Genomic DNA, 12,672 nt, shown 5'->3' with positions numbered 1-12,672 from the left:
CGCATCGCCCCGTGGTGTCCGGTACCCGTGGGGGCGCAGGGACGGGAGCGGGGGGTGCCCAGTAAGGTCGCGGCATGCTGCCTACCCCCGAGGGCGACGGCCCCGACCGGCCCGCCGGACTCCGCATCGGTCCCCTCGACCTCGCCGAGCGCGTGGACGAGGCCCTGCGCGTACAGGCCGTGGCCTTCGGACTCAGCGAGGAGGAGGTCGGCATCCGGCGCTACATCGTGCAGCGCCACATGGGCTGCCGCGGAGCCCGCGCACTCGGCGCGTTCACCGCGGACGGCGCCCTCGCCGGGTTCGTGTACGGCATGCCCAACGACCGGGCGTACTGGTGGTCCTCCGTCGTCGAACCGTACCTGCGGGCCCAGGGCCAGGACGGCTGGCTCGACGGCTCGTTCGTCATCACCGAACTGCACGTCCACCCCGGGTTCCAGGGCCGCGGCGTCGGCCGCGGCCTCATCACCCGGCTCACCGACGCCGCCGCCGAACCCCGCTCCATCCTCTCCGCCATCGACACCGAGAGCCCGGCCCGCGGGCTCTACCGCGCCCTCGGCTACACGGACCTGGCCCGCCAGGTCCACTTCCCGAGCGCGAGCCTCCCGTACGCCGTGATGGGCGCCCCGCTGCCGCTGCGCCGCCCCTGAAACGGTTTCCGGGGGGCCCGGTGGCCCCGGTAGCCTCCCGGCATGTCATCGCAACACGTGCAGCGCATGTCCCGCCTCATGGCCAAGACCCTCCGTGAGGACCCGGCCGACGCGGAGACCCTCAGCCACCGGCTCCTGGTCCGGGCCGGATACGTCCGGCGCAGCTCCGCCGGCGTGTGGACCTGGCTGCCGCTCGGCAAGAAGGTCCTCGACAACGTCTCGCGCATCGTGCGCGAGGAGATGGACGCCATCGGCGCCCAGGAGGTGCTGCTCCCGGCGCTGCTGCCGAAGGAGCCGTACGAGGTCAGCGGGCGCTGGTCGGAGTACGGGGACCTGCTCTTCCGGCTCAAGGACCGCAAGGGCGCGGACTACCTGCTCGGCCCCACCCACGAGGAGATCTTCACTCTCGTGGTCAAGGACCAGTGCACGTCCTACAAGGACCTGCCGGTCATGCTCTACCAGATCCAGACCAAGTACCGCGACGAGGCCCGGCCCCGGTCCGGCGTGCTGCGCGGGCGCGAGTTCCAGATGAAGGACTCGTACTCCTTCGACGTGAGCGACGAGGGCCTCGCCGAGTCCTACGCGCTCCACCGGGCCGCGTACCGGCGGATCTTCGAGCGCCTCGGCCTGGACCACCGCATCGTCTCCGCGGTCTCGGGCGCGATGGGCGGCTCGGCCTCGGAGGAGTTCCTCGCGCCCGCCCCGGCGGGCGAGGACACCTTCGTGGACTGCCCGTCCTGCGACTACGCGGCCAACACCGAAGCGGTGACCTTCGCACTGGCCCCGGTGGACGCCGAGCACCCCGCGATCGAGGAGGTCGACACCCCCGACACCCCGACGATCGAGACCCTCGCCGCGCACCTCGGCGTACCCGCGTCGGCGACGCTGAAGAACCTCCTGGTGAAGGTCGACGGCGAGATCACGGCGGTGGGCGTACCCGGCGACCGTGAGGTGGACCTCGGCAAACTGGGAGAGCATCTGGCCCCGGCCGTCGTGGAGTTGGTGACCGCCGAGGACTTCACCGACCGCCCCGACCTGGTACGCGGCTACGTGGGCCCGCAGGGCCTCGGCAAGGTCCGCTACCTCGCCGACCCCCGCGTAGCGCCCGGCACTTCGTGGGTGACCGGAGCCAACAAGGCCGACACGCACGCCCGGAACGTGGTGTGCGGGCGTGACTTCGAGGTGGACCAGTACCTCGACGTGGTCGTCGTCGAGCCCGGCGACCCCTGCCCCCGCTGCGGCGCCGGGCTGCGGCTGGACCGGGCGATCGAGATCGGGCACATCTTCCAGCTGGGCCGCAAGTACGCGGACGCCTTCGGGCTGGACGTGCTCGGCCGCGAGGGCAAGCCGGTGCGGGTCACGATGGGTTCGTACGGGATCGGGGTCTCGCGCGCGGTGGCCGCGCTGGCCGAACAGACCGCCGACGACAAGGGCCTGGCCTGGCCGGCCGCGGTGGCCCCGGCCGACGTCCACGTGGTGGCGGCGGGCAAGGCCGTACAGCTGGCGCTGGCCGAGCGGGCGGCCGAGACCCTGGCCGGGTCCGGGCTGCGGGTCCTGCTGGACGACCGCCCGGGGCTGTCCCCGGGCGTGAAGCTCACCGACGCCGAGCTGATCGGCGTCCCGTGGATCCTGGTGGCGGGACGCCGCTCCTCCGACGAGGTGGTCGAACTCCAGCACCGCGCCACGGGCACCCGCGAGGAACTCCCCCTGGCGGAGGCCCTCGCCCGTCTGACGGCCTAGGTCAGTCCGCCTCCGGTCCGTTCTCCGGCCCGTCCCGCGGACCGTTCTCCGGTTCGTCCTGCGCGCGGGGTGCGCCCCCGGTGACCTCGGGCGCAGGCGGGGGCGCGGTGACCCCGGGCGGCGCCGGGGCCGCGGCCTCCGGCCCGCCCGGCGCCGGGGCCGCGCGCTCCAGGAAGCGCAGCAGCTCCACCGGGAAGGGCAGGACCAGGGTGGAGTTCTTCTCGGCGGCCACCGCCACCACCGTCTGCAACAGCCGCAACTGCAGCGCCGCCGGCTGCTCCGACATCACCGCCGCCGCCTCGGCCAGCTTCTTCGAAGCCTGCAGTTCCGCATCGGCGTTGATGACGCGCGCCCGCCGCTCGCGGTCCGCCTCCGCCTGCCGGGCCATCGACCGCTTCATCGTCTCCGGCAGCGAGACGTCCTTGATCTCGACCCGGTCGATCTGCACGCCCCACCCCACCGCCGGGCTGTCGATCATCAGCTCCAGCCCCTGGTTCAGCTGCTCCCGGTTGGACAGCAGATCGTCCAGGTCGGACTTGCCGATGATCGAGCGCAGCGAGGTCTGCGCCATCTGCGAGACCGCGAAGCGGTAGTCCTCGACCTCGATGATCGCGTTCGCCGGGTCCACGACCTTGAAGTACACGACCGCGTCCACCCGCACCGTGACGTTGTCCCGCGTGATGCCCTCCTGGGCGGGCACGGGCAGCGTCACGATCTGCATGTTCACCTTGTGCAGGCGGTCGACGAACGGGAGGATCATGGTGAAACCGGGCCCCCGGATCCCCTCCCGCAGACGGCCGAAGCGGAAGACCAGGCCCCGCTCGTACTGCCGCACCACGCGCGCGGCCACGCCCGCGTACACCGCGATGCCCACGGCCGCGCCGATTCCCGCTGCCACCAGTTCCTCGACCATGACGGCCTCCCACGAGGCACCGAGCGGTATCCCCGACGAGGCACCCCGTATCTACGGTATGCCCAGGGAGCGTCTTTCGGACCACGGCGGACCACGGCGGGCCACGGCGGGCCGGGGGCGGGGCATCCACCCTGGTCCGAAGCGTGCCCCCCTACAACCAGGCCGCGAATTCCAGGAGGAGCTCGGCGTCGCGGCGGCGGCCGGCGGCCAGGGCGCGGTTGCCCGACTCCACCGCGCGGAACAGCGTCCAGCCGCGCAGCCGGTCCCGGTCCACCTCCAGGGAGTCGGCCAGCTTGTTCACCCGGCGCCGGGCTCCCGCCGCCCCCGCCGAGGAGGCGACCTGGTCCTCCAGCCGGTCCCGGACCAGCCGCGCCAGGTCGTACGCGCGGTCCCCGATCAGCGGATCCGGCCCCACGGCAAGCCACGGCGCCCGCTCGCCCGCCAGCACCTTCCCCTGCCGGAAGTTCCCGTGCAGCAGCAGTTCCTCGCCGGGCAGCGCCGTCAGCTCCTCGCGGACCGCGAGCGCCGCGGAGGCCAGCTCGGCGGCTTCGGCCGGGGCCTTGCGCAGCAGCTCCGCCTGCTGGGCGGTGCGCTGCGCCACCGTCTCGAACGGGTGCCCGGCCGGCGGGGCCACCCAGAGCCTGCGCAGCGTTCCGCACGCCTCCAGCAGGGCCTTCGCCTCCGGGAGCGAGCGCAGCGACACCTCCGGGTGGAGCCGCTCCAGCAGGAGCGCCCCGTCCTCCTCGTGGTGCCGGGTGTCGAGGACCCGTACGGCCCCGAAACCGCCCCAGTGCGCCAGCGCCGCCAGCTCCCGGTCGGGCCGGGCCTGCGGGGGAGCCAGCTTCAGCGCGGCCGGGGTGCCGTCGGCGTAGTGGACGAGCAGGAGCAGACTGCTCCGGCCGCCCGGTGCCTGCACCCGCTGGACCCGCACCCCACGCCGGGCCGGCGCCTCCTCGGCGAGCCGGGGCAACTGCCTCAGCCAGTCCGCGCTCTGCGCCGAATCCGGCGTCTCGCCGAGCGCCCGTACAAGCCGCTGCGGCGGTTCGAAAGCCATGCGTGCGTGATCCCTTTCAGCTGGTCCGGGCTGGTTCTCCGCGTTCCGTGAGCCCAGGGAAGGCTACGCCGACCCCGCGCCAGCGTGCCGCCCGCACGGCCGCGGCGCTCAGCGCGTCGGCCGCCTCGCGGCGCAGCTTGCCGTCCGCGGCCCGCACCAGGTCGGAGTACGCGCCCGCCACCCGGTCCTCGATCTCGGCGGCCAGCCGCTCGGCGTCGGCCGGGGTGCGCACCTCGAAGGGCAGTGCGTACGCCGCCTCGGCGGGCCGCGGAGAGCCGCCCAGCTCCCGCACGGTCCGGGCGAGCGCGTCCCGGCGGCCGAGGTGGCCGCCGTACGCCTCGCGGGCCTCGGCCGACCGGGCGGCGGCGGCCCGGGCGCCGATGACCCCGTAGCCGTAGGCGGCGGCGTGCTCGGCGGCGAGCGCGGCCTGGGCCGCCTCCAGGGCGCGGCTCGCGGAGGAGGGTTCGGGGGTCACGGCTTGGCTCCCTGGGACGAGGTCAGCAGGTAGGCGTGTACGGCGCCGCACGCGGCCACCGAGGCCAGCAGCCGGGCCAGCTCCCCCGGCGCCCCGGCGAGGGTGACGGTCCGCGCCTCGGCGAGGCTCCGCTCGGCGTCCGCGAGGGCGGTCAGGGCCTCTTCGGGCGCCGGCGGCACGGGATCGGCGCTCACCACGGGGGCCCCGGCCGCGGCGGACGAGGGCGAAGGCGAGGCCGGGGAGGGGCTCGGACTCCGGCCGGCCGAGGGGCCCGCCGGGGCCAGCGCCCCGACGTGCGCGGCGACCGCGGAACGCAGCGGGGCGAGGCGCGCCGCCAGGGCCGGATGCGCGGCCGAGGTGGCGTCGTAACGTTCCAGCAGGCGCGTGCTCTCCCGAACGGCCGTCTCGCGCATCCGCCGTTCGAGTGGAACCGCGGTGTCGGCGTCCGGCGATCCGGACCCCTCGGAACACCCGGTGAGCAGCGCGGCGCCGGCCGCACCGGCGGCGCCGGCGAGCAGGCTCCTGCGAGAGGGCCGCGAAGGCGGAGTCCAGGGCACGGCGACGTCCTCGAAGGTGGTGGCGGGGCAGGGTGTGATCACCGTACCCGGGGGCCCGTCCCGACGGCGGACGGCAACACCCTCCGCGACCGGATACCCTTTGACCTGACACGCGACGTAAACCACAACAGCACACGCGGCCGAGGAGTCACCCGGATGAGCACCACCCAGAGCGACAGGCTGCGCGGATTGCTGGAGCCGCTCGTCGCCGCCAAGGGCCTGGACCTCGAGGACATCGAGATGTCCAAGGCGGGCAAGCGCCGGATGCTGCGCATCATCGTGGACTCCGACGAGGGCGTGGAACTGGACGCGTGTGCCGAGCTGAGCCGCGAGGTCTCCGACAAGCTCGACGAATCCGACGTGATGGGCGAGGACGAGTACGTCCTCGAGGTGAGCTCGCCGGGCGCGGACCGCCCGCTGACCGAGCACCGTCACTACGTACGGGCGATCGACCGCCTCGTGAAGTTCCAGCTGGCGGAGGGCGGGGAACTGGTCGCCCGCATCCTCGACGTGGACGACGAGGGCATGGACCTGGAGGTCCCGGGCGTGAAGGGCCGCAAGGCGACCGCCCGCCGCATTGCTTTCACCGACATCGCCAAGGCGCGGGTCGAGATCGAGTTCAACCGCAAGGACAAGAAGGAAGAGGAGGCGTAGCCGTGGACATCGACATGAGTGCCCTGCGGGGTCTGGTCCGGGAGAAGGAGATCTCCTTCGACCTGCTCGTCGAGGCGATCGAGTCGGCCCTCCTCATCGCGTACCACCGCACCGAGGGCAGTTTCCGGCGCGCACGCGTGGTGCTGGACCGCACCAACGGCCACGTCGTCGTATGGGCGACGGAGGACCCGCGGGACCTGGAGGAGGGGCAGGAGGCCAAGGAGTTCGACGACACCCCGTCGGACTTCGGCCGGATCGCCGCGACGACCGCCAAGCAGGTGATCCTGCAGCGTCTGCGCGACGCCGAGGACGACCTCACCTTCGGCGAGTTCGCCGGCCGTGAGGGCGATGTCATCACCGGTGTCGTCCAGCAGGGCAAGGACCCCAAGAACGTCCTCGTCGACATCGGCAAGCTGGAGGCCATCCTGCCCGTGCAGGAGCAGGTCCCCGGCGAGGAGTACACACACGGCCTGCGCATCAAGGCGTACGTCGTACGGGTGGCGAAGGGCGTCCGCGGTCCGTCCGTGACCCTCTCGCGCACCCACCCCAACCTGGTGAAGAAGCTCTTCGCGCTGGAGGTCCCGGAGATCGCGGACGGCAGCGTCGAGATCTCGGCCATCGCCCGCGAGGCCGGCCACCGCACCAAGATCGCCGTACGGTCCACCCGCTCGGGCCTCAACCCGAAGGGCGCCTGCATCGGCCCGATGGGCGCCCGCGTGCGCAATGTCATGGCCGAGCTGCACGGCGAGAAGATCGACATCGTCGACTGGTCGGACGACCCGGCGGAGATGGTCGCGAACGCGCTGTCACCCGCCCGGGTGAGCAAGGTCGAGGTCGTCGACTGGGACACGCGCTCCGCCCGGGTGACCGTGCCCGACTACCAGCTGTCGCTGGCCATCGGCAAGGAGGGCCAGAACGCCCGCCTCGCCGCGCGGCTCACCGGCTGGCGCATCGACATCCGCCCCGACACGGAGGTGTCCCCGGACGCCGACCGGGCCCGGGGCGGGGAATAAATCCGGTACCGGTCGGAGCTGTCCGGCCGGTAGACAGGATCAAGACAGCAGATCTCGACAACATCCGTTCGATTTTTCGCCCGAAGGGGTGAGGTCGGTGCGGGGAGGTAGACTTAGGCGTGTCTGGCCGGACGCAAGCCCGCGCATGCCCCGAACGCACCTGTGTGGGGTGCCGGGAGCGAGCGGCCAAGAGCGATCTGCTGCGCATCGTGGCGGTCGGGGACGAATGCGTCCCTGATCCACGCGGTACGCTGCCCGGCCGGGGTGCCTACGTGCACCCTGCCGTGGTCTGTCTGGACAAGGCGGTCCGTCGCAGAGCGTTCCCCCGGGCCCTGCGGTCCCCGGGAGCACTCGACACGACCGGACTGAGCAAAGCCGTGGCCGTCATGGCCGAGGCGACACCGTAAGAAGTAGTACGGCACGGATACCCCGTGCGGTCAGGTACCTCGCGAGTTGGAAGTAGGTCGAGATTGCGATGAGCACTCGATGAGTACGCGATGAGTACGCCCATGAAGTAGCGACGGTCCGGCGTAACCCGGACCTAAAAGGAGCGAAGTGGCTAAGGTCCGGGTATACGAACTCGCCAAGGAGTTCGGAGTTGAGAGCAAGGTCGTCATGGCCAAGCTCCAGGAACTCGGTGAGTTCGTCCGTTCGGCGTCCTCGACGATCGAGGCGCCGGTTGTACGCAAGTTGACTGACGCACTGCAGGGGCCCGGCGGCAACGCCGGCAAGTCCGCTGCGAAGCCGGGCGCGCCCCGCAAGGCCGCCCCCGCCAAGCCCGGGGTCCCCACCCCGGGTGCCGTTGCACGTCCCGCTGCCCCGAAGCCCGGCGCCCCGGCCCCCAAGCCGGCCGCCGCGGAGGCTCCGGCCGCAGCAGCCCCGGTGACCCCGGCCGCCCCCGGCCCGCGTCCCGGTCCGAAGGCCCCGGCCGCCCCGAAGCCCGCTCCGGCGGCTCCCGTGGCGACCGAGTTCTCCGCGCCTCCGGCGGCCCCGGCCGCCCCGGCGCGCACCGAGCGTCCCGCCGGTCCCGGCGCGACCCCCGGCCCGCGTCCGGCGCAGCAGCGCCCGGAGCGTCCGGCCGCCCAGGGCGGCCAGACCGGCGCCCGTCCCGGCGCCCCGCGCCCGGCCGGCGCCCCCGGCCAGGGACAGCGTCCCGCCGGTCCCGGCTCCCAGGCCCCGCGCCCGCAGGGCGCCCGTCCGGCCGGTCCCCGTCCGGGCAACAACCCGTTCACCTCTGGTGGCTCCACCGGCATGGCGCGCCCGCAGGCGCCCCGTCCGGCCGGCGCTCCCCGTCCCGGTGCCCCCGGCGCCGGCGGCGGCCAGGGTGCTCCCCGCCCGCAGGGCGGTCCCGGTGGCGCTCCGCGTCCCCAGGGTCCCGGTGCGGGTCGTCCGACCCCGGGCGGCATGCCCCGTCCGCAGGGCGGCGCCCCGCGTCCCGGTGGTGCTCCCGGCGGTAACCGTCCGAACCCGGGCATGATGCCGCAGCGTCCCGCTGCCGGTGGTCCCGGTCCCCGTCCCGGTGGCGGCCCCGGTGGCCGTGGTCCCGGTGCCGGTGGCCCGCGTCCCGGTGGTGGCGCCGGTCGTCCCGGTGGCGGCGGCTTCGCCGGCCGTCCGGCCGGTCCCGGCTCGCGTCCCGCGGGCGGCGGCGGCTTCGGCGGCCCGCGTCCGGGTGGCGGCGGCTTCGGCGGCGGCCCGGCCGGCGCCGGTGGCGGCGGTCGTCCCGGCTTCGGTGGCCGTCCCGGCGGTCCCGGTGCCCGTGGTGGCACGCAGGGTGCCTTCGGCCGTCCCGGCGGGCCCGCCCGTCGCGGTCGCAAGTCGAAGCGCCAGCGTCGCCAGGAGTACGAGGCCATGCAGGCCCCGTCGGTCGGCGGCGTGATGCTTCCGCGCGGTGGCGGCGAGACCGTGCGCCTGTCGCGCGGTGCCTCCCTCACCGACTTCGCGGAGAAGATCAACGCCAACCCGGCGTCGCTCGTCGCCGTGATGATGAACCTCGGCGAGATGGTCACGGCCACGCAGTCCGTCTCCGACGAGACGCTCCAGCTCCTCGCCGACGAGATGAACTACGTCGTTCAGATCGTCAGCCCGGAGGAGGAGGACCGCGAGCTCCTCGAGGGCTTCGACATCGAGTTCGGCGAGGACGAGGGCGGCGAGGAATTCCTCATGCCGCGTCCGCCGGTCGTCACCGTCATGGGTCACGTCGACCACGGTAAGACCCGACTGCTCGACGCCATCCGCAAGACGAACGTCGTCGCGGGCGAGGCCGGCGGCATCACCCAGCACATCGGTGCCTACCAGGTGGGCACCAACGTCAACGGTGAAGACCGCAAGATCACCTTCATCGACACCCCGGGTCACGAGGCGTTCACCGCCATGCGTGCCCGTGGTGCCAAGTCGACCGACATCGCGATCCTCGTGGTCGCGGCCAACGACGGCGTCATGCCGCAGACGATCGAGGCGCTCAACCACGCCAAGGCCGCCGGCGTCCCGATCGTCGTCGCGGTCAACAAGATCGACGTCGAGGGTGCCGACCCGGTCAAGGTGCGCGGTCAGCTCACCGAGTTCGGTCTGGTCGCCGAGGAGTACGGCGGCGACACGATGTTCGTCGACATCTCCGCCAAGCAGGGTCTGCACATCGACTCCCTGCTGGAGGCCGTCGTCCTCACCGCCGACGCCTCGCTCGACCTGCGCGCCAACCCCGAGCAGGACGCTCAGGGTATTGCGATCGAGTCCCACCTCGACCGCGGCCGCGGTGCCGTCGCCACCGTCCTCGTCCAGCGCGGAACGCTGCGCGTCGGCGACACGATGGTCGTGGGCGACGCCTACGGCCGTGTGCGCGCCATGCTCGACGACAAGGGCAACAACGTCGAGGAAGCGGGTCCCTCGACCCCCGTCCTGGTCCTGGGTCTCACCAACGTCCCCGGCGCCGGCGACAACTTCCTCGTCGTCGACGAGGACCGCACCGCCCGTCAGATCGCCGAGAAGCGTGCTGCGCGTGAGCGCAACGCCAACTTCGCCAAGCGCGTCCGCCGGGTGTCCCTGGAAGACCTCGACTCGGTCCTCAAGGCCGGTCTGGTCCAGGAACTCAACCTCATCATCAAGGGCGACGCGTCCGGTGCGGTCGAGGCCCTCGAGTCCTCGCTGCTCCAGCTCGACGTCGGCGAAGAGGTCGACATCCGCGTCCTGCACCGCGGTGTGGGTGCGGTCACCGAGTCCGACATCGCCCTGGCGATGGGCTCCGACGCCATCGTCATCGGTTACAACGTCCGTGCGGCCGGCCGTGCCGCGCAGATGGCGGACCGCGAGGGTGTCGACGTCCGCTACTACTCGGTGATCTACCAGGCCATCGAGGAGATCGAGGCGGCCCTCAAGGGTCTGCTCAAGCCGGAGTACGAAGAGGTCGAGCTCGGTACGGCGGAGGTCCGCGAGATCTTCCGCTCGTCCAAGCTGGGCAACATCGCGGGTGTCCTCATCCGCTCCGGCGAGGTCAAGCGCAACACCAAGGCGCGGCTCCTGCGCGATGGCAAGGTCATCGCCGAGAACCTCACCATCTCCGGTCTGCGCCGCTTCAAGGACGACGTCACCGAGATCCGCGAGGGCTTCGAGGGCGGTATCAACCTCGGTTCCTTCAACGACATCAAGATCGACGACGTCATCGCGACGTACGAGATGCGCGAGAAGCCCCGCGCGTAAGCGCGAGGCGGTTCGCACCGTGTCGTAAGCCCGGGGCCGGTCGGCGGAATATCCGTCGATCGGCCCCGGCCGTTGCGTGTACGGTTCTGGTGACCCTGCCGCGCGACGGCCGGCAGGCCACCGAACCCGCACCGGCGGGATATCCGGAACTGAATGTACGTGGGGACTCTGTCCTTCGATCTGCTCCTCGGCGACGTCCACTCGCTGAAGGAGAAACGCTCTGTCGTCCGGCCCATCGTCGCCGAGCTCCAACGCAAGTTCTCCGTGAGCGCGGCCGAAGTGGGCGACCAGGATCTGCACCGCAGGGCCCGTATCGGGGTCGCTCTGGTCAGTGGGGACGCGGGGTTCCTCTCGGACGTACTGGACCGCTGCGAGCGGCTGGTCGCGGCGCGTCCGGAAGTGGAGCTGCTGTCGGTGAGACGGCGGCTGCACGGTGATGAAGACTGACTGCAAGACATAAGAAGGAGACGGACCAGTGGCCGACAATGCGCGGGCGAAGAAGCTGGCGGACCTCATCCGGGAGGTGGTGGCCGAGAAGCTGCAGCGTGGTGTCAAGGACCCCCGCCTCGGTACGCACGTGACCATCACGGACACCCGGGTCACCGGCGACCTGCGGGAGGCCACGGTCTTCTACACGGTTTACGGTGACGACGAGGACCGCGCCAGTGCGGCGGCGGGCCTCGAAAGCGCCAAGGGCGTACTGCGCTCCGCGGTCGGCCGGGCGGCGGGCACCAAGTTCACGCCCACCCTGACCTTCGTCGCGGACGCCCTCCCGGAGAACGCCAAGACCATCGAGGACCTCCTGGAGAAGGCGCGGACCTCCGACGCCCAGGTGCGGGAGGTGTCCTCCGGAGCGCAGTACGCCGGTGACGCCGACCCGTACAAGAAGCCGGGCGAGGACGACGACGCCGAGGACGCAGCCTCCGAATGAGCAGCAACGCAGGGAAGACGCCGGGGGGCACCTCCCGGCCGGAGGCCGTGGGAGGGCTCGTCATCGTCGACAAGCCCTCCGGCTTCACTTCGCACGACGTGGTCGCCAAGATGCGCGGGATCGCCAAGACCCGCCGCGTCGGCCACGCCGGCACGCTCGACCCGATGGCGACGGGCGTGCTCGTCCTGGGCGTCGAGAAGGCCACCAAGCTCCTGGGCCACCTCGCGCTCACGGAGAAGGAGTACCTCGGCACGATCCGCCTCGGCCAGAACACCCTGACGGACGACGCGGAGGGTGAGATCACCTCCTCGGCGGACGCCTCCGCGGTGACCCGCGAGGCCGTGGACCAGGGCATCGCCAAGCTGTCCGGCGAGATCATGCAGGTCCCGTCGAAGGTCAGCGCCATCAAGATCAAGGGCGTGCGGTCCTACAAGCGCGCCCGCGACGGCGAGGACTTCGAGATCCCGGCCCGGCCGGTGACCATCTCCTCGTTCCAGGTGTACGACATGCGGGACGCGGAGGCCGAGGACGGCACCAAGGTCGTCGACCTCGTCGTCTCCGTCGTCTGCTCCAGCGGTACGTACATCCGCGCGCTCGCCCGTGACCTGGGCGCCGACCTCGGCGTCGGCGGACACCTCACCGCGCTGCGGCGCACCCGGGTGGGACCGTACAAGATCGACCGGGCGCGGACCCTGGACCAGCTCCAGGAGGAGCTCACCGTCATGCCGATCGGCGAGGCGGCGGCCGCGGCCTTCCCGCGCTGGGACCTCGACGCCCGGCGTGCCTCGCTGCTCGGCAACGGCGTGCGGATCGACATGCCCGACGCGTACCCCGCGGGGCGGACGGTGGCGGTCTTCGGGCCGGACGGCGTGCTGCTCGGCCTCGTGGAGAACAAGGGCGGCAAGGCCAAGTCGCTGGCCGTCTTCGCCTGATCCGCCGTTGACGTGGAGCGGTGAGGGCACATCGCCTGCCGCTCACCGCTCCACGACCCCCCTCGG

At 72.4% G+C, this 12,672-nt stretch carries 13 protein-coding genes; 9 read left to right on the top strand and 4 right to left on the bottom strand.

Going from position 1 to position 12,672, the window contains the following annotated elements; translation table 11 throughout:
- Positions 1–74 precede the first annotated feature (74 nt).
- Both CP980_RS09035 and CP980_RS09030 read left to right on the top strand, forming a co-directional pair.
- A complete protein-coding gene (locus CP980_RS09035) occupies positions 75–647 on the top strand; it encodes a GNAT family N-acetyltransferase (RefSeq protein ID WP_150527937.1) in 573 nt (190 codons plus the stop codon).
- A gap of 42 nt (positions 648–689) precedes the next feature.
- Positions 690–2,387, top strand: a complete 1,698-nt coding sequence (locus CP980_RS09030) for a proline--tRNA ligase (protein WP_132757148.1) — start codon at positions 690–692, stop codon at positions 2,385–2,387.
- A 1-nt stretch (position 2,388) separates the two neighbouring features.
- Here CP980_RS09030 and CP980_RS09025 read toward each other — a convergent pair whose 3' ends face one another.
- The 4 genes from CP980_RS09025 to CP980_RS09010 all read right to left on the bottom strand — a co-directional run bounded on the left by CP980_RS09025 (position 2,389) and on the right by CP980_RS09010 (position 5,428).
- The gene (locus tag CP980_RS09025) at positions 2,389–3,300 is read right to left on the bottom strand and encodes a slipin family protein (protein WP_150527936.1); all 912 of its coding nucleotides are present in this window, start codon (positions 3,298–3,300) and stop codon (positions 2,389–2,391) included.
- Positions 3,301–3,451: 151 nt separating this feature from the next.
- Complete coding sequence (locus tag CP980_RS09020; protein WP_150527935.1) at positions 3,452–4,354, bottom strand: aminoglycoside phosphotransferase family protein; 903 nt, start codon at positions 4,352–4,354, stop codon at positions 3,452–3,454.
- Positions 4,355–4,370: 16 nt separating this feature from the next.
- Complete coding sequence (locus tag CP980_RS09015; protein WP_150527934.1) at positions 4,371–4,829, bottom strand: ferritin-like domain-containing protein; 459 nt, start codon at positions 4,827–4,829, stop codon at positions 4,371–4,373.
- Positions 4,826–5,428 carry a hypothetical protein gene (locus CP980_RS09010; RefSeq protein ID WP_229907427.1) on the bottom strand — a complete coding sequence of 201 codons (603 nt, stop codon included), beginning with the start codon at positions 5,426–5,428 and terminating at the stop codon, positions 4,826–4,828. Before CP980_RS09010 ends, CP980_RS09015 begins: the two co-directional genes overlap by 4 nt.
- A 114-nt stretch (positions 5,429–5,542) precedes the next feature.
- On the opposite strand from CP980_RS09010, the gene rimP reads away from it, so the two are divergent.
- From rimP to truB, 7 genes are all read left to right on the top strand, one after another.
- Positions 5,543–6,040 (top strand): ribosome maturation factor RimP, encoded by a 498-nt coding sequence (gene rimP, locus CP980_RS09005; protein WP_099889208.1) that lies wholly within the window; start codon positions 5,543–5,545, stop codon positions 6,038–6,040.
- Positions 6,041–6,042: 2 nt separating this feature from the next.
- The gene (gene nusA / locus CP980_RS09000) at positions 6,043–7,053 is read left to right on the top strand and encodes a transcription termination factor NusA (protein WP_150527933.1); all 1,011 of its coding nucleotides are present in this window, start codon (positions 6,043–6,045) and stop codon (positions 7,051–7,053) included.
- 119 nt (positions 7,054–7,172) lie between these two features.
- Positions 7,173–7,460, top strand: a complete 288-nt coding sequence (locus CP980_RS08995) for a YlxR family protein (protein WP_132757160.1) — start codon at positions 7,173–7,175, stop codon at positions 7,458–7,460.
- A 148-nt stretch (positions 7,461–7,608) separates the two neighbouring features.
- Positions 7,609–10,743 carry a translation initiation factor IF-2 gene (infB, locus tag CP980_RS08990; protein ID WP_099889206.1) on the top strand — a complete coding sequence of 1,045 codons (3,135 nt, stop codon included), beginning with the start codon at positions 7,609–7,611 and terminating at the stop codon, positions 10,741–10,743.
- Between the two features lie 153 nt (positions 10,744–10,896).
- Positions 10,897–11,190: a DUF503 domain-containing protein gene (locus CP980_RS08985; RefSeq protein ID WP_030651158.1), complete on the top strand. Its 294-nt coding sequence runs from the start codon at positions 10,897–10,899 to the stop codon at positions 11,188–11,190.
- A 28-nt stretch (positions 11,191–11,218) separates the two neighbouring features.
- Positions 11,219–11,674, top strand: a complete 456-nt coding sequence (rbfA, locus tag CP980_RS08980; protein ID WP_099889205.1) for a 30S ribosome-binding factor RbfA — start codon at positions 11,219–11,221, stop codon at positions 11,672–11,674.
- The gene (truB, locus tag CP980_RS08975) at positions 11,671–12,606 is read left to right on the top strand and encodes a tRNA pseudouridine(55) synthase TruB (protein ID WP_132757162.1); all 936 of its coding nucleotides are present in this window, start codon (positions 11,671–11,673) and stop codon (positions 12,604–12,606) included. The genes rbfA and truB overlap by 4 nt, the downstream gene beginning before the upstream one ends.
- The last annotated feature ends 66 nt before the right edge of the window (positions 12,607–12,672 follow it).

Origin of the sequence: Streptomyces vinaceus, from assembly GCF_008704935.1 — a bacterium.
GTDB classification, from domain to species: Bacteria; Actinomycetota; Actinomycetes; order Streptomycetales; family Streptomycetaceae; genus Streptomyces; species Streptomyces vinaceus.
The sequence above is the reverse complement of the archived record's forward strand: the minus strand, read 5'-3'. Positions and strand labels throughout refer to the sequence as shown.

Bases quoted from the DNA above. Each gene is read 5' to 3' on its own strand.
- truB (WP_132757162.1), top strand. From the start codon at position 11,671: ATGAGCAGCAACGCAGGGAAGACGCCGGGGGGCACCTCCCGGCCGGAG.
- CP980_RS09035 (WP_150527937.1), top strand. From the start codon at position 75: ATGCTGCCTACCCCCGAGGGCGACGGCCCCGACCGGCCCGCCGGACTC.
- rimP (WP_099889208.1), top strand. From the start codon at position 5,543: ATGAGCACCACCCAGAGCGACAGGCTGCGCGGATTGCTGGAGCCGCTC.
- CP980_RS09020 (WP_150527935.1), bottom strand. From the start codon at position 4,354: ATGGCTTTCGAACCGCCGCAGCGGCTTGTACGGGCGCTCGGCGAGACG.
- CP980_RS09025 (WP_150527936.1), bottom strand. From the start codon at position 3,300: ATGGTCGAGGAACTGGTGGCAGCGGGAATCGGCGCGGCCGTGGGCATC.
- CP980_RS09030 (WP_132757148.1), top strand. From the start codon at position 690: ATGTCATCGCAACACGTGCAGCGCATGTCCCGCCTCATGGCCAAGACC.
- CP980_RS08985 (WP_030651158.1), top strand. From the start codon at position 10,897: ATGTACGTGGGGACTCTGTCCTTCGATCTGCTCCTCGGCGACGTCCAC.